Here is a 16,698-nt window from a genome sequence, read left to right as displayed (position 1 = left end):
GCAGCGTTCACAGCAGAGCACCTGCGGATTTCCGGTTTTTCCGCTATAATAAGTTTCATATTGAATCATATAAAGGATGGGATCATGAATGGAAGCAACTGTATCCAAACGCTGGCTGCTGGCCAGATTGTATGACCCGGAACAGACGATTGTGGATTGCCGGTTCACACTAGGCAAGCCTCAGGCCGGCCGGGAAAGCTTTGAGCTAGAGCATATCCCGGGAGCGGTCTATCTCGACCTGGAGCTGGACCTGTCCGGCCCGGTCACAGAGCACGGCGGACGCCATCCGCTGCCCGACCCGCAGGTGCTTTCAGCCCGTCTCTCTAGGCTGGGCATCAGCAATGATACACGCATTGTTGCCTACGATGACGAGAGCGGCATGAATGCGGCCCGGCTCTGGTGGCTACTGCGTTACCTGGGGCATGAGCAGGTCTTTATTCTGGAGGACAGCTTCAGTACATGGAAAGAGGCTAAATATCCGGTGACCGATCACCAGCCTGTGCGGGTACCTAGCACCTTCACTGCAAATGTGCAGCCGCAGATGCTGGCGGGTGTGGATGAGGTCCGGGCGGTATCAGAAAAGCTGGTTGGTGCCGCTGCTGGTGATGGCGCAGATACTGGGGCTGAGACTAATGCTTGTACTGAAAGCGAACTTTCCGCTATCTCCTCTGCCGGCCCTATTCTGATTGACTCCAGAGCCAATGACCGCTACCAGGGAAAGAACGAGACTATGGATAAGAAAGCCGGCCATATCCCCGGCGCGCTTAACTACTTCTGGAAGAACACGCAGAATGCTGACGGCAGCTACAAAAGCGCTGAGCAGCTTGAAGAGCATTTTGCCGGACTCGACAAGGACCGTGAGATCATCGTTTACTGCGGCTCCGGCGTAACCGCCTGCCCGAATGTGCTGGCGCTGGAGAAGGCCGGATTTAAGAAAGTACGGCTGTATGCAGGGAGCTGGAGCGATTGGATTAGTTATGAGGAGAATCCGGTGGCTACTGGGGAATAGCTACATGATTAGTTTTATGATTAGCCCGCGTCTAGCGCGGGCTAATGTTACTTTCTAACAATTAGGCTATGTTAAACTTTGTTGTTGATATACGATAATTAAGAACAATCGTTCTATAATAAGGGCAATATAACTGTTCGGAGATGATCTGCCCATAGATTAAAGGAACTGAAACAGCTTGCTGATACGCTGGACGATAATGGTAAGCGAGAACTTATCTACTTTTTGCATTCCAGAACCAAGGGAGTAGCACTTCCAGTTCGAGCGATTGATGAAATTTAAGAGCAGAAGCACATAGATATCATCTAAATAACGTAAGGAGCGAGGAGGCAGACATTTCATGGGAGGAACGAATGTATGGGATGCGGAGTGGGAGGTAAACGAAGAGGAAGCGCGGATGCTAATCGGCAGACAATTCCCTCAGCTGTCATCGAAGCAAGTGAAGCGAATGGGCTGGGGCTGGGACAATACGGTTTTTCTGATCGGTGACGAGTACGTGTTCCGGTTTCCAAGAAGAACGATTGCAGTTGGCTCCATTCGTATGGAAGGGAAGCTGCTGCCAAGGCTGGAGGCATATTTGACCATCCCTTACCCGAAACCGTTGTTTTATGGCGAAGCAAGTGACGAATACCCGGCACCATTTCTTGGCTATGCCCACGTGCCAGGAGATTTCCCAATCGGTTTGACGGAAGAACGCCGGGCTTTATCGGCAGAGACGCTGGCAAATTTTTTGCGGAGATTACATGAGTTTCCGGTGCAGGCGGCGCTGAAATTCGGAGTTCGGCAAGATCATCGAAACTTGACGGACATAACATCGCGAAAAGTGAAAATGGAGGGCTTTCTATCGAAGGTGGTTGAACACTTGTCACCGGAGGAGTCCGGTGTGATCGAAGCGTATATTAGCAGGCTGCAAAAGGACCGTGTCGAGCCGGTGAATGCACTGCTACATGGCGATCTTCATTTCAAAAATATGCTTGTGAATGAGAACGGGATCGTTTCCGGCATCATTGATTGGGGCGATCTGAGCATAGGCCATCCGGCTTGCGATTTGAGCATTGCCTATAGCTTTTTACCACCCTTCGCTCGCGGCGTGTTTTTTGAAACGTACGGAGGAGCGGACGAGGAAACGAAGCTGCTGGCGCGGCTGATCGCGGTATACATCCCCATGCTGATCTTAATGCAAGCGGTCGATGACCGGAATGAAGCGATTGCATCAGAGGCGAAATCCAACATCATGCGGGCACTGTCGGATTAGGCTCATTATTTCCTTTCGGCTATGGGGCTATGGCTATCGGCATCATTTTGTCATTTAAAGTCCGCGATAAGGTACGATCCGCCTTCTCTGATGCCGCTTTATGTTGAGGAACACGAAATTCAACAGTGTAAGTCGTTGCGCTAACGGGTCAAGATAGCAATAAACCGCCTTATCAACGAAGGTGGTTTTCTTATGCTCAAATATCAACATAGAATCTAACATAGCCAACAATTAAAGGAGCTATTTACCTCCGCAAACACACATTGTATTCGCTTTTTCATACACATTCGGCTCGTTTTCCCTCACACCAGTGCCATGTATTCGCTTTTTCACATACATCTGGCTCGTTTATCTCCACACAAGCACTATGTATTCGATTTTCCGCATACATTCGCCACATTTCCCCCCACTCCAGCACCATGTACTCACTTTTTCACATACATTTGGCTCGTTTATCCCCACACAAGCACTATGTATTCGATTTTCCGCATACATTCGCCTCGTTTACCCCACATAAGCCGAATGTACTCACTTTTTCACATACATACGGCTCATCCCCCTTACACCAATACCATGTACTCACTTTTCCACATACATACGGCTCATTCCCCTCACACAAGCCAAATATATTCGCTTTTTCACATACCTCGGGCTCGTTCCCCCCACAGCAGCTCATTTTATTCGCTTGTTCACATACATTCGCAGGACGCACTAATCCTCAGACCAGATCTGGACTGTGTAGCGTACCTATATACTCATAGCAAATAATCCGCTGAGATGCCCCTCTTGCCACAGGGCGGAACTTTCCCTTTTCCACCAGTATGCGGCAGTATTTTATGACTGTCATTGTATGCAGCTCCAGCTCTCTTGCGGCATCAACCGGACGAAGAACACGATGATGACGGATGGCCGAGCGCATCAAGTTACGTTCGATTTTTGAATAGGAACGCTCAGCCCATGCATTTGCAGACTTTCCCGCCGATAAATAAGGATACAGGATGTTCCGCAGCGCGGATAGGATGAACAAGGGATTTTCCTTCAGCTCATCCAACGAGATATAGAGCACCGCACAGTCCTGTGACTGCAAAAAAAGCCCGCGGTTCAGGTCCATTCGGTATTTGCTCCGGTCCTTGCCGTGCGAGCCAAAATCCATAACCTCAAATGCAATCCGCGACGACCCGACCTCCCATAAGAGATCGATAAAATAGGATCTGCCGCGCCAGTCCTTCACTTCGTATTCCGGGTGCAGTCCCTGAAAATGTCCGGCAAGCGGCCACCACACCTGTTCAACAAACAAGCGGTTACCGTACCCATGACCCCGTTTTAGGGCATCAAGCCGCTCCCCCCTTCTTTGTTTCAAATGATTGGACAACCATTGATCATGTTCACTTGTAAAACCCATTCCCATTCCTCACTTTCAACAAAATGTGTTGTCTGAATGCACAAAACCCCGCCTCCTTCCAAATGGATAAGGAGACGGGGCATGCTTTGCCGCGTTAACTGGTATCTATACTTAGTGTGCCACTATTGGTCAGCTAATACAATACATAAATATCAACTTACTATACTAATATTATCTCCACCGGCACTAAGCGTCGCTCCCCAGAGGCTGAGCGAGCGCTAGCAGTTTCAAACAGCGCTGCAAGCTGGAGCTGCTGGATCAGCTGTAAGTGGAATCCTGTGACAACAGGCGCAGCGTAAAATCACCGTCACTTGAATAAATAGCACGATAAATAGCACAGTAATCAGCACAATGGACTGATCCAGGGTTTAAGCAACACGCCCGTTTCAGTCCATTGTATGTTTATTACACCAGATTTTATTATCTTAGCTCTTGCTGCGCTGGTTTATCTTTTTGTTTTTCTCCAAGAACCGGGGATTGTGGGAGGATACACCCGCCATTTTTGCCGCTCCCGGATCAAGATACTTTTTTGCGCTGTTGACAGCCAGTACGGCATCATTAAAGGCCCCTGCGATCAGACGAACCTTACTGTCATAGGTGATGAAATCACCCGCTCCAAAAACCCCCGGCTCACTCGTCCGCATCTGCGCATCAACCGTTACCCCGTAGTCACCGCCGTGAAGTTCCCAGCTTGTAAGGTTGCCGAAATCACGGTCATAGCCATGACTTACCACGACTTCATCCACATCGGCTTGCAGGGCTTCCCCTGTTCCGGTATGAACAAGCTCGACGTGTTCGATTCGTTCACCGGCCCCGTATAACCTGGTAAGACTATAAGGAGTCATCACTTTACAGACAGCCCTCATCTGTTCTACCGGCTGCTCATGCCCGCCAAATTCATGACGTCTGTGAACCACCGTGACCTGCCTGGCCACATCAGCTAATTCATTGGCCCAGTCAACGGCAGCATTCCCTCCGCCGGAGATCAGCACATGCTTATCCCTAAACCGGGAGTAATCCGTTATTGTATAATGCAGGTTCGTTAATTCATAACGGCTGGCTCCCTGTATATCCAGTTTCTGAATATGCGTCATCCCTCTTCCGGCACACAGCAGCACCGTACGGGTGTAATGAAGCTCTCCTGTCCTGGAGGTCAATACAAGTATATTATCCTCGCGCCGCTCCATATCTGCGATTTCCTGCCCGAAGATAAGAGTCGGATCGAATGTACGTGCTTGCCGTTCCAGGGATTCTATCAATTTCTCACAGCGTACCGGCTCAATTCCGCCGACATCCCAGATCAGCTTTTCCGGATAGGTGCGCATGAATCCGCCCAGTTCCATTTTTGCCTCAATAAGCTTGGTACGCATAGCCCGCAGACCGCTATAAAAAGCTGCATACATCCCCGCAGGCCCGCCTCCCACAATCGTAACGTCGTATATATCCAGCTGCTCAGGGTTCATCACGGCACCAGCTTTTCAACAATATAATCAATCAGCAGGGCAGATCCGACCGGACCCACTCCCTGTACGAAATCACTGGTTTTCAGCGGGAAGACCTGTCCGTTTTTAACCGCCTCCATGCTTTTCCATAAAGGATTGGCTTCCAGATCCTTCATCGATTGTGAAGCATCTGATCCTTGCAGCATCCGTTGCTCCAGAAAAATGTAATCCGGCTTAATCTCCGGCAGAATTTCTAATGAGAACGGCGTAAACCAGTCCTTGGAATCCTTAAAGATCTCAGGAATATGTAATCCGAGCTTCTCATAAAAAAATCTGCTGCTGCTGTTCGCTGCCTGTGCCCCCATATAGCGGTATCTGTCACTCTCCACACGCAGGACCAGCACCGTCTTATCTCCAATGGCCTGGGCAATTTCAGTTCTAGCCTGATCGACCTTGCCGTTGAAGACCTCAAGCACCTGTGTAGCTTCAGCTGTTTTACCGAACAGTTCTCCAAATTTCGGTATCGCATCCTCCATATCGCCGGTGGTATCCATCGCCACTGTTGGAGCTACTTTGTTCAAATCGTCATACACAGTCTGCTCCATCCCTGATCCCTGGGATATAATCAGATCCGGTGAAAGGGCCAGCAGCTGCTCATAATTATACTGATACTGCACGGTTTCAATCATCTTAACCCCATGCTGCTCAAAATAAGGCTTACGGTAATCCGGTTCTATCTCTGCAGTTAAAAGCACCATTTGCGGCACAATTCCGATTTCGATCAGATACTCCGCATAGCTTGAATTTGTTACAAGCAGGTTGTGGGGCTCGGTCGGAATTTCCACCTCACCAAAGATATCCTTTACTATCTTAGTAGCATTAGCAGCAGTGTCATTCCCGGATTCCTTTACTTCAGCAGATGTATTTGAAGTAGTAGATACATCTGCTGTACTTGAAGCATTCGAGCAGGCCCCAAGCACCAGCATTAGCGCCAGCAGCAGAAATCCTGACATTTTGAAACCTATTTTAGACATGTTGTTTCGCCCCTTTTGTTGTTAATGATTGTTAATGATAATCATTATCAAAGGTTATCAAATAAGGGGCAGCCTTTCCATAGTGAATTGTGCGTATTCACTTGGATTATTGTGTGCAGTATTCTTCATGTTCACTTATACAGCTGGTAATCTGATCCAGTATCAGGGGAAAACCTGCGCTGCCGAATCCGTCCACCCAAAGACGCGTGTCAACATTGAACACCTTATTGTTTTGAACGGCCTTCAGGCGACCCCACTGCCGGCTCTCCATTAATTCTCTCCAGCGTTCTAAGGCATCAAAATGCTCCATTACACGCGGCTCAACAAACAAATAATCGGGATTCGCCAGCTCCAGCAGCTCGACAGAGCAGGGATTAAACCAGCCTTCACCAGACTTTAACGGCTCGGGAAGAGTCAACTGAAGCTGTCCGTACAGTAATCTGGATATCTTGGCAGAGCGGCCGCCCAGATAGCGGTAGCCGAAGGGTTCAATTCTTAGCACCATCACCGTTGCCCCGCTCCGTATCACGCGCTCCAGCTGATTCCTTGCCTCTGCCCGCTTGTTCTCCAGATCCATCAGAATACTCCGCACTTCCGCATCCTTCTGAAACAACGCTCCTAAAGACTGAAGAAGCTCCTCCAGATCCAGCTGCAAATCACCAATGACTGGCGCAACGGTACGCAGCTTTTGCTTTTTCTCCTCCAAAATATATGGTCCTATAATTAACTCAGGCTGTACAACGGCAATCCGTTCAACATCCAGATCGAATTGGGCCGTTTCTATAATCTCTATATGATGGCTTGCAAATAGCTTGTGTTGATGGTCTGCCAGAAGAATGGGAGACACTGCCACACTATGGGGAATTATGTCCAGCATAATCATCGTTTCTGCGATAAGGGGTGATAATGCCATGATTTTGCGCTGGCCCAGTGACTGTACATAATTCCGCGGCGATACGCCTGTGAGCTGCTTGAAGCGGCGGCTGAAATAATGGGCATCCTCAAAGCCTGCTTGCCTGGAAATATCCTGGGAGGAAGATTCGGTCAGCAATAGCTGCTCCTGCGCCCGGAACACCCGGTATTGTGACAGATAGCTCAGTGGCGATACCCCATACCGCTCACTAAATTTCCTTGAATAATGCCATGGGCTGACCCCGGTAATCTGCGCCAGCTGATTGCGGGTAATCACTTCTCCATAGTATTCCTGCATATAAGAAACGGACCGCTGCAGCCCTTCCTCAATGGTCTGCACAGCGCGCGGCTGCTTCCGGTAAATATGTTTCAGCAATTCGTATAGAAGCGATTGATTACTAATCCGGATCTGAATCAGCTCCTGCGCATTCTCTGCTCTGAAATAATGTCCCAAGCCTGCCAGGGTCAGCTCCGATAACTGTACCTGCTGAAAGGAATTTCCGGCGGGAACTTTCCAGTCCACTTCTTTTCTTTCCTCTCCGCTAAACAACGTATATAGATTGAACTGAAGCTCCCAGCCCGATAAGTCCGGTGTTCCGCCCTCAGTAAGCTTAATGACTGTACCGGTCTCTACAGCGATCAGCTGACCGCAGGAGATCTGAACCTTCTGACTGTTAATGTCCCAGGCAGATTGTCCATCCGTAATAAATAACAAAGCCGGATTCTGAAAGTGATGAACCTCCCCGGCAACCATCCATCGCCCCGTTAATGGCTTCGTTGAGATCCATTCCGCTACCCATTCTTCACTTGCCATGCTGTCACCCTTTCTGCGATGTCATTCTACCAGTCTACCTGCTGTTGCTGTGAGCGTCAAAGGACTCCATTATAGATGATCTGCCTGTATGCAGCTGCTGAATTAATAATTCTTTAACAATTCAGAAGCATCTCTTCAACATTGTGCTGATAGGATTGCTTCATCACAATACGCCGAAAAGCAAACCGCCGGCCGGCCGAAAGGATGGATATTCATTAAGGAGTTACTGAAGCTTTACCGCAGTGATTATCAAGACCGGGCTGCACTGGTCAACACCGGTTCACTTCTAATCAATATGCTGATTGGCGCAGGTAAGCTGATCCTTGGTGTGTATCTTCTGTCAGGCTGGTTTATGACTAATGCTGTCTATTATCTGCTTCTCAGCGCAGCAAGAGGCCAGGCGCTTCATAAATATACTGCAGCCCGACTAATAGAGCAGCCCGCAGAAAGAGCCCGGATGGAACATGCCGTGTTCAGGCGCAGCGGCTTTTTCCTTTGCCTGCTGGGTCTCTCTTATCTGCTTATTTCTGTGCGCATGTATCTGTTAGGAGACGCTGTAATCATTGAAGGAACCCTTGTTCTTCTTGTCGCCACTATTTCTTTCACCAAGCTGGGACTGGGCCTGTATGGGATACTGGGCAACCGGGGACGTAAAGGCCCCATTGTATCCACGCTGAAAATATTCAGTTTTACCGACGCATTGGTGTCGATTGTAGTAACCCAGTATACGCTACTGACCATGCAGCAATCCCCAAGCGCCTTAAAGAGCAGCGCTTTACTCGGGATGGGCTGTAGTCTTTTATTCATTATCTTAGGGTTCTGCATGCTCCATAAAAAACAGGCGCCACAGGCTGAATATGAAACCTTCTAGCAGACTGATGCAAATTAAATAGAAAAGGCTGGATTCGGGGCTTCACCCGCTCCAGCCTTTTCTTAGTGTCACTAGATCAGCAATTTATTCCCTTTTTCACAGATTTCATAAAGCTCATCTACCTTCTGCTCCATTAACGGATCGGTCTTTTTTGCTTTTTTATGAACCAGCGTCTTATAGATAACAGGGGGCACAATCCAGCCCGTAAATGCCGGTATTGCCAGCACAATGCATAGCAGAATTCTCGGCGGATCATGTGTAACTGCAAATACAGAGCCTGCCATAAAAGCCGTACCCATTATCCCAATAATCAGCGCCCACATCATAGCGAAGGAGGTTTTGGCATAATTAATCCTTTCCAGTTCTCTCATGCAGGCTTCGAAATGACGCTCCAGACGGGTCAGTTCCGTTTTGTTCAAAATTTTGCGGTCCCGCTTGAGTTTGAGCTTCACTTTGCCCATAGGGCCTTTACCTGTATAGCTTGCAGGCTGAATTTTTTCCTCCAGAACCCATCCGAAATTTGCATAGCCGTCAACATACATAGAGGTTCTTTCCGGGTCTATCAATACTTCTTTATAATCATAGCCGACAAAGCTGCTCCCGCTTCTTGTGATTTCATTCATAAGATCAACTCCTTTACTGGCCTAAGAATAACAAGCGAATATTGCAGGATTGCTTAAGATATGTTCACATTGCATTAATACTCCGCTGCAGCTGCGGGACGGACAGGAATACGAACGGTGAAGGAAGTCTTGTCCGAGGGTATGCTTGCAACGGTAATACTTCCGCCTATCAGCTGTAAAATACGGAGAACAAGAGCGAGCCCTAATCCGTTTCCTTCTGTGGAGTGGGAGGTATCGCCCTGATAAAATTTATCGAAAATGTACTTCATGGTTTCCTCGCTCATCCCGCAGCCGGTATCGGTTATAGAGACAATCACCTCGGTATCTGTTGAGCTCTGCTGGAGAATCACGGTGCCGCCAGGCTCAGTAAACTTGATGGCATTGGATAGAAGATTATTCCATATAAGCTCTACAAGGCTGGCATCAGCCTCAATCATGGCTCGGTCCTCGATGTCTGCGATAAATTCAATGTTCTTGCTCATCCACAGCTCCTCAAATCCCAGAGCGCATTCGCATAGCTGAGCACAAAGATCATAGGATTCCGAAATCTGCGGCAAATTTTGTTTTTCCAGCTTATTCAGCTTAAGAATATTGGTAATAAGTCCGCTTAGCCTGGAGGAAGAGTCAAGGATGGTATCAATGTAGCCTGCTCTTAGCTCGGGAGTCAGCTTTTCATTTTTTAGCGCCTGCGCATAATTTTGAATAACCGACAGCGGAGTTTTAATCTCGTGGGATACATTGGAGAAAAAATCAGTTTTCAGTGTTTCGATACTGCCGAGCTCCTCTACCATTACATTGAAGTCGATGCATATCGCATCCAGATAATCCATTTTATCTTTAAGATGCCTTGGAGAAACGTAGACCGAGAAATCACCTCTTGCCACTTTTCTGGTGGCCGCTGCAAACTCTTCCATTGGTTTGTGGTAGCGCCGGATGAACTGGTACCGGGTTAACAGGGTGAACGCGGCAGCGACCAATACCCAGTACATTAGAACAGAAACGACATACCCCTGGGATACATTCTTAAAATCAAGATAGTTCTGTAGAATCAGCATCTGGCCTGTAGTGAGTGCTCCGAGCACCAAAAAAGAAAGAACAAAGCTGTAAAGGGGAAATATTGGCGCTTTAACTCTTGGGTCCTTTACGCTCACAGCAGCACCGCCTTATACCCCAATCCGCGCACAGTCACGATTTGAAAACCGGTACAGGAAGACAGCTTATCCCGCAGCTTGGTTACATAGACATCGACAGCCCGCAGGCTGGTCTCTGATTCTACACCCCAAAACTCATCCATCAGCTGTGCGCGCGTAAAGGTTTTTTTCGGGTAAGAGAGCAGCTTATACAGAATATTGAACTCTCTCAGGGTGAGGGGAACCTCTTCATCGTCGATCGACGCGGTCATTGCATCTGCATCCAGCTTAAGGTTGCCGGCGGTCATCTTGCGTTCCTCCATAATATTAGCCCGGCGCAGCAGAGCCCCCACCCGCATAATCAGCTCATCCAGGTTAATAGGCTTAACCATATAATCATCAATGCCGATTTTAAAGCCCTTTTGCTTAGAAATAATGTCATCCTTGGCTGTCATAAAAAGAATGGGAATGGTTTTGTTCAATTGGCGAACGTTATCTGCAAACTCAAATCCGTCGATTTCCGGCATCATAATATCTGAAATAATCATATCGTACAAATGGTTATACATTAAATCATAAGCCTCGCGCGGATTCAGACATCCTTTGGCATTATAGCCGCTATCGTTTAAATAGGTGCAGACGATCTGATTCAGCTTAATATCGTCCTCAACCACCAAAATATGAATCATACTCTTATCCTCCTCTAAATCCTGCATCTTGTCCTACATTACTGTCTTCGCATTTATAGTTTGTTTGCGTTTTGTTTATAAATTATTAATTAAATGACATTGGTTTCGTGATAGAGCCCAGGATTAATACAATAGAAACATTTCACAAGCACAACATAAACATTCCGGTAATACAATCACTCACATCACAAGAAAATAAACAGTTGAACCGCTGGAGGAATGAATATGGAGAGTCATTTTATAGTTACAAACAGGGCCAAGGTAAATAAGATTTTAACCGTTATATTATGGGTCATCCTGATCGGGGCAGCCTTCCTGTATTATACGGACAATGTACCCGGCGCCATTGTTGGTTCGCTCTTAATTGAGCTGTGTACGGCTACTATATTAATCCTCAAAACAAAAAAGCATACATTAACGATGGCTGTTTTATTTATGGCGATTCTTACTTGTACTGTTAACTATGTGGGCGGGGCTTATACAGGTATGATTATTGCAACCGTTCTGTGCCTGGTTTCTTTATATTTGAATAAAGCCCTGCTATTCAGCTTTGGCGGCTTATACACCATAACCTTTACCGTAATGCACTTTGTAGACCAGAATAGCAAAGATTTCAATTACTACTTTATAAACATGGGGTTTTTAGTGCTACTGGTTATGGTCCTGTATTTTGTATGCAAGCGGAGTGCAGATTTAATAGAGCTCTCTAATTATAATGAGGCGGAAGCTCAGAGCAATGCAGCGGAAGCCCAAAATATGGTTCGTGTAATTGGTGAAAATACGGTTCAGCTCCATAAAAATATTGATCATTGCAACAAGGATATTCATGTACTCCGAAACATCAGCAGCACGATGTCGGCCCAAATGAATGAGGTGTCAGAGGATGTTGCACAGCAAACGGACAGCCTGGTCCAAATGAATAGAATGATGAACAGTGCGGATACAGAGATGACGGAAATCAATAGGATGTCAACCGCCTTGTCAAAAACCTCTGAGGACGCCAGCCATACCCTGGCGCAAAGCGCGGAGCAGTTCCGTCAAATGGACGAGCAGATGAGCATTATCAAGTTAGCCGTGCAGGAATCCTTCTCTACTGTCGGCGCCCTCAACAAGAGCATAGAGCAGGTGAACGGTTTCCTCGCTGCCATTAGCCAAATCGCCGGTGAAACCAACCTGCTGGCGCTTAATGCAAGAATTGAAGCTGCAAGGGCAGGAGAATCCGGGGCAGGATTTAGTGTTGTCGCGCTGCAGATTAAGAAGCTTGCAGAACAAAGCGCCGGAACCGTCGAGGATATTAATGATATTGTACAGGACATCAAAGCGAAAACAAATGCCGTTTTGCAGAAAGCGACCGATGAGGAAGCAGCTGTGAAAAAAGGAGAAGTGATTACGAAGCAAGTCATTGGCAGCTTTGCACAAATCAGCTCTGCTTTTGAAACGATTGACCGTTATATCGAAGCTGAGCTTGATAAAATCAATCATGTCAGCGAAGTGTTCTCGCAGATCCGTGAGCAATCTGAGACAAGCTCTGCTATTGCCGGTAAGAATCTGATAGCCACAAATGAACTGCTCAGTGCTAATAAGGTGCAGGATGACAGCATTGATATTATCTATACCTCGATTGAGAGGATTAGCCACTCAAGTGTCCAATTGCAAGGATTAATTCAAACTACAGGCTCAGCTGATTAGTTCCCTCTACTATAGATACGCCAGATTATAGAAGCAGTCCGAATTCAACAACGAATTCGGGCTGTTTTTTTATACTCAAGACCAGCCCCGTATGAACTTTCAATTCATAGATTTCAATTAATATATCTCAAACATGGCGTAAGCAATTCTTAAATATCTTGCCTCTACAATGATCCTATCAGGTGAAGCAGACGGTTCACCAAATAAACTTTATCAGTTAAAGGAGAATAAAGGATGAATGAGATTACAGGAAACAAAGCTGATTTTGTAGGTTATGAGTACAAAGACGTTACGGTAAAGCGCAAAATGGAGTCGGTGTATATCGACGGATATCATAATTTCGGCTGGGCACTGGACAGCACTTCGAACTCCGTACAGAATGTGAACTCCGTAACGATGAAGTTCAAGCGGGACCGCAAGATCCGCAACAAAGCCGAACTGACCCGTCTTCAGCGCCAGTTTGACGCCACCGTTGCAGAAATCGTATCACTGGAAAACTCTAAGGTTATCCGTGCTTCTGCTATTGCCTATGTTGCCGGTGTTATTGGGACTGCCTTTGTGGCTGCCTCTGTGTTCGCTAACCAGGATGACCGTCAGACTCTTTCTATCCTTCTGGCCATCCCTGGTTTCGCAGGCTGGATCATCCCCTACCTCCTCTACTCCAATATCAGCAAGAAGAAGACAGGCATGGTAGCACCTCTTATTGATCAGAAATATGACGAAATCTATGAGCTGTGTCAGACGGCTAATGCCCTGCTAGCAAGATAAACCCGACAAATAACGGTACAATTTGAAAGGATGAAGAAAAATGAGTAAAGATGTAGCAGCAGATATCCGTTCCGTCAGAAAGGTACCCATTGTTATCATTATGATTCTGGGAGCTTTTCTTGCGACACTGAATCAGACGATTATGAGTGTGGTTTTGCCTGAATTAATGATCGATTTCAGTATAACGGCTTCAACCGCCCAGTGGTTAACGACGGGCTATATGCTGGTTAGCGGTGTACTGATTCCGATTACAGGCTATTTAATGCAAAGATTTACGACACGCGAGCTTTTTCAGACTTCGATGATCATCTTTTTAGCAGGAACGGTCATTTCAGCAATCGCAACAGGCTTCCCGGTGCTCTTAACGGGACGACTGATTCAGGCCGTTGGCTCAGGCATTATCATGCCGCTGCTCATGAATGTAATTCTAACCCTCTATCCTCCAGAAAAAAGAGGCGCCGCTATGGGCATGGTCGGGTTAGCAGTCATTTTTGCTCCCGCGGTCGGACCTACCCTGGCCGGATACATTCTGGAACATTACCGCTGGGAGACCATGTTCTACGGCATGATCCCTTTGGTTTCCCTTATCATCATCGGCGGCTTTATCTATCTGAAGAATGTATCGGCACGTTCCTCTTCCCGGCTTGACCTGCTAAGTGTCACAATCTCCACGATTGGCTTCGGGACTTTATTGTACGGCTTCAGCCGGGCAGGCAGTGCAGGCTGGTTAAGTACCGAAGTGCTCATATCTCTTGGTGCCGGTATCCTTTCACTTGGATTATTCACTTGGCGGCAGCTGGTGTCCAAGAGCCCGCTTCTTGATCTCCGGGCGTTCCAGTACAAGATGTTCTCTTTAACCACCGTTATCAATATGGCCGTAACTATTGTGATGTATGCCGATATGATCCTGCTGCCGCTCTATCTGCAGAATGCCCGCGGGTACACGGCAATGGAATCAGGATTTCTGCTGCTGCCCGGCTCCCTTGTGATGGGTATCCTGATGCCGGTGACCGGCAAGCTATTTGATAAGTACGGGGCCAAATGGCTGGCCATCATCGGTTTGCTGATTCTGATTGCTACCACCATAAGCTTTACTAACTTGACAGACTCTACCGGCTACCTGTATATGGCTCTCATGTCAACCGGCCGGCGGATTGGATTAGCCATGATTCTTATGCCTATACAAACTGCGGGTCTGAATCAGCTGCCAGCCAAGCTTAATGCGCATGGCACAGCCATCTCCAATACGGTTAAGCAGGTAGCCGGCGCTGTGGGTACTTCACTGCTAGTCACCGTTATGGCCAGCAGCACCAAGACTCATATGCAGGATATGATCGCCGGAGGCGGAACCCGGGAGCAAATGATGCTCGAAGCTTCTATCCAGGGCATCAATGACGCCTACCTCGTAATTGTCGGTATCAGCATCATTGGCTTACTATTATCCTTGTTTATCAAACAAACCGGTCAACCGTCACAGGGAACATCCGAAGGGCTGCAGCAAAAGATGAAGGTTAAAGCCGCCCGAAATTAAAGAAAAGATACGCTGTCTTGCGCTTGAACGTAATACCAAGCCTCCTCCCGGCTCTATTTCTGACATTGCTTTCCTTGTTCTTTTCGGGTCCGAGCTATTACAATAGGAAACGGAATGAAGGAAAGTCCAATACATAGAAAAAGAGGTATAGGAGCATGAGTACAAAACGATTCAAATTATCTGCAGCTGCGCTGGCTATTTTGCTTGCCGCCCAGCTGCTGACACCAGGCAGAACCTCCGCAGCTTACAAAACCCAGCAGCTGCCGGAGCCGGAATGGAGCTACAAGCTGCCCGAGGGCTACACCACTTTTAACACCTATGACAGTTTACAGAGCAAGAACCGCGTGTTCTTCCAGCTGCGCAAGAAAGTGGCTGTCTCAGCATCCAAAACCAAGTCCACCCTCTTAGCCTACGCAGCCGCAGACCGCAAAACAGGCACTGCCAACTGGGTCTATGACTACTATGATATTGCCAATGACCAAATTTTCAGCGGATCGTACCCTTACTACAGCAAGGATGGCAACAGCTATTTTTATAAAAGGAACGATAATGGAACAAAGGTCCTCCTCTCCGCAGTCAATGAGAACGGCAAGCTGAAATGGACCAAAACGTTCAATACTACGTTCGATCTGGTTGTGCTGGATACCGGAAATCTTCTGCTGTATTACACTACCTATAGCTATTCAAGCAAGACCTCTACCCGCCACTTCGAGGAGTTCAGCAGTGACGGGAAGCAGGTCCGAAAACTGGCAGTAACCAAAGGTGCACTAACAACAGGTACATTGGAGATACTCCCGAACGGCTATATTGTGCATAATTCTGACCAGTCCAGCGTGAATGTCTACCGGAGTCTGGATTCCCTCAAAACGCCTTTCGTCAAATACACCGCCCCTAAAGAAATGGTTGACGTCAATGTGGGGGTACAGCCCTTCAGCGGCGGGTCCGTATTAGTCTCCTTATACAGCAAGACTGACTACAAGCTAATCGGATTCGGTGCGGATGGCAAAAAGAATTGGGTACACACGCTTAACCCTAAAGACCGTGTCCTCGGCATTACCGGCAATAACTATCTGGTCCAGAGCAACAGTGCCGTGTACCGGCTGTACAGCAAAGACAACAAGCTGCTCGGCAAGCAGCAAATCGGCGAGCTTGGTGATACCGGCTGGAATTCCCGCATAACGCCTTCGGGCGAAATTACTGTAGAGAAGCAGTACCAGTGGCAGGAACGTCCGGCAGTAATTGATCCGGAGACTTTTGAAGGGGATGTAGCCAGAGAGGATTTTTACGTGCTTGATCCGGGGAATTTGCAGATTAAATACCATCTCTCCACGCTATGGACCGACTATCACGCCGGACACCAATACATCTACGCCGGAAAAGGCGAGCTTTATCTATCAGACTATTGGTTCAATAATACTTTGACAAAATATATTTTGAAATAGTGCCTGATGCCTGCATTCTTGTGCAAAACCGGTTTGGAGCAATGCTCCAAACCGGTTTTGCATGATATCTAAAAGATTATCGCCCAT

At 47.5% G+C, this 16,698-nt stretch carries 14 protein-coding genes and 1 pseudogene; 8 read left to right on the top strand and 7 right to left on the bottom strand.

The features are described from left to right. The first annotated feature begins 88 nt into the window (after positions 1–88). The 3 genes and pseudogenes from BN3772_RS13290 to BN3772_RS13285 all read left to right on the top strand — a co-directional run bounded on the left by BN3772_RS13290 (position 89) and on the right by BN3772_RS13285 (position 2,264). The gene (locus BN3772_RS13290) at positions 89–1,009 is read left to right on the top strand and encodes a sulfurtransferase (protein WP_042199956.1); all 921 of its coding nucleotides are present in this window, start codon (positions 89–91) and stop codon (positions 1,007–1,009) included. Between the two features lie 168 nt (positions 1,010–1,177). Further along, a pseudogene (locus BN3772_RS30655) lies at positions 1,178–1,288 on the top strand (IS1595 family transposase); the annotation flags it as partial. A 61-nt stretch (positions 1,289–1,349) separates the two neighbouring features. After that, positions 1,350–2,264: a phosphotransferase gene (locus BN3772_RS13285; RefSeq protein WP_042199954.1), complete on the top strand. Its 915-nt coding sequence runs from the start codon at positions 1,350–1,352 to the stop codon at positions 2,262–2,264. 718 nt (positions 2,265–2,982) lie between these two features. Here BN3772_RS13285 and BN3772_RS13280 read toward each other — a convergent pair. The 4 genes from BN3772_RS13280 to BN3772_RS13265 form a co-directional block, all read right to left on the bottom strand. Beyond that, positions 2,983–3,666, bottom strand: a complete 684-nt coding sequence (locus BN3772_RS13280; RefSeq protein WP_042199953.1) for a hypothetical protein — start codon at positions 3,664–3,666, stop codon at positions 2,983–2,985. A gap of 425 nt (positions 3,667–4,091) precedes the next feature. Further along, positions 4,092–5,129: an NAD(P)/FAD-dependent oxidoreductase gene (locus tag BN3772_RS13275; RefSeq protein WP_042199950.1), complete on the bottom strand. Its 1,038-nt coding sequence runs from the start codon at positions 5,127–5,129 to the stop codon at positions 4,092–4,094. After that, positions 5,129–6,142: an ABC transporter substrate-binding protein gene (locus BN3772_RS13270; protein WP_042199948.1), complete on the bottom strand. Its 1,014-nt coding sequence runs from the start codon at positions 6,140–6,142 to the stop codon at positions 5,129–5,131. Before BN3772_RS13270 ends, BN3772_RS13275 begins: the two co-directional genes overlap by 1 nt. Before the next feature lie 106 nt (positions 6,143–6,248). Continuing rightward, complete coding sequence (locus BN3772_RS13265; protein ID WP_244444738.1) at positions 6,249–7,868, bottom strand: helix-turn-helix domain-containing protein; 1,620 nt, start codon at positions 7,866–7,868, stop codon at positions 6,249–6,251. Between the two features lie 457 nt (positions 7,869–8,325). Between BN3772_RS13265 and BN3772_RS13260 the strand changes: the two genes are divergently transcribed. Next, a complete protein-coding gene (locus tag BN3772_RS13260) occupies positions 8,326–8,739 on the top strand; it encodes a hypothetical protein (RefSeq protein WP_244444737.1) in 414 nt (137 codons plus the stop codon). A gap of 71 nt (positions 8,740–8,810) precedes the next feature. Here BN3772_RS13260 and BN3772_RS13255 read toward each other — a convergent pair whose 3' ends face one another. The 3 genes from BN3772_RS13255 to BN3772_RS13245 all read right to left on the bottom strand — a co-directional run bounded on the left by BN3772_RS13255 (position 8,811) and on the right by BN3772_RS13245 (position 11,181). Next, positions 8,811–9,362, bottom strand: a complete 552-nt coding sequence (locus tag BN3772_RS13255; protein WP_042199945.1) for a hypothetical protein — start codon at positions 9,360–9,362, stop codon at positions 8,811–8,813. Between the two features lie 74 nt (positions 9,363–9,436). Continuing rightward, positions 9,437–10,513, bottom strand: coding sequence for a HAMP domain-containing sensor histidine kinase (locus tag BN3772_RS13250; RefSeq protein WP_042199944.1), 1,077 nt, complete (start codon positions 10,511–10,513; stop codon positions 9,437–9,439). After that, positions 10,510–11,181, bottom strand: coding sequence for a response regulator transcription factor (locus BN3772_RS13245; RefSeq protein WP_042199943.1), 672 nt, complete (start codon positions 11,179–11,181; stop codon positions 10,510–10,512). The genes BN3772_RS13250 and BN3772_RS13245 overlap by 4 nt, the downstream gene beginning before the upstream one ends. A 420-nt stretch (positions 11,182–11,601) precedes the next feature. Here BN3772_RS13245 and BN3772_RS13240 point away from each other — a divergent pair, with 420 nt between their 5' ends. The 4 genes from BN3772_RS13240 to BN3772_RS13225 all read left to right on the top strand — a co-directional run bounded on the left by BN3772_RS13240 (position 11,602) and on the right by BN3772_RS13225 (position 16,611). Then, complete coding sequence (locus tag BN3772_RS13240; protein WP_209443648.1) at positions 11,602–12,870, top strand: methyl-accepting chemotaxis protein; 1,269 nt, start codon at positions 11,602–11,604, stop codon at positions 12,868–12,870. Positions 12,871–13,104: 234 nt separating this feature from the next. Further along, positions 13,105–13,638, top strand: a complete 534-nt coding sequence (locus BN3772_RS13235) for a SoxR reducing system RseC family protein (RefSeq protein ID WP_042199941.1) — start codon at positions 13,105–13,107, stop codon at positions 13,636–13,638. A 40-nt stretch (positions 13,639–13,678) separates the two neighbouring features. Continuing rightward, positions 13,679–15,169, top strand: a complete 1,491-nt coding sequence (locus BN3772_RS13230) for a DHA2 family efflux MFS transporter permease subunit (protein ID WP_042199939.1) — start codon at positions 13,679–13,681, stop codon at positions 15,167–15,169. A 155-nt stretch (positions 15,170–15,324) separates the two neighbouring features. Next, the gene (locus BN3772_RS13225) at positions 15,325–16,611 is read left to right on the top strand and encodes a hypothetical protein (protein ID WP_042199938.1); all 1,287 of its coding nucleotides are present in this window, start codon (positions 15,325–15,327) and stop codon (positions 16,609–16,611) included. The last annotated feature ends 87 nt before the right edge of the window (positions 16,612–16,698 follow it).

This window comes from Paenibacillus camerounensis (assembly GCF_000723885.1).
Lineage (GTDB): Bacteria > Bacillota > Bacilli > Paenibacillales > Paenibacillaceae > Paenibacillus_AQ > Paenibacillus_AQ camerounensis.
The sequence above is the reverse complement of the archived record's forward strand: the minus strand, read 5'-3'. Positions and strand labels throughout refer to the sequence as shown.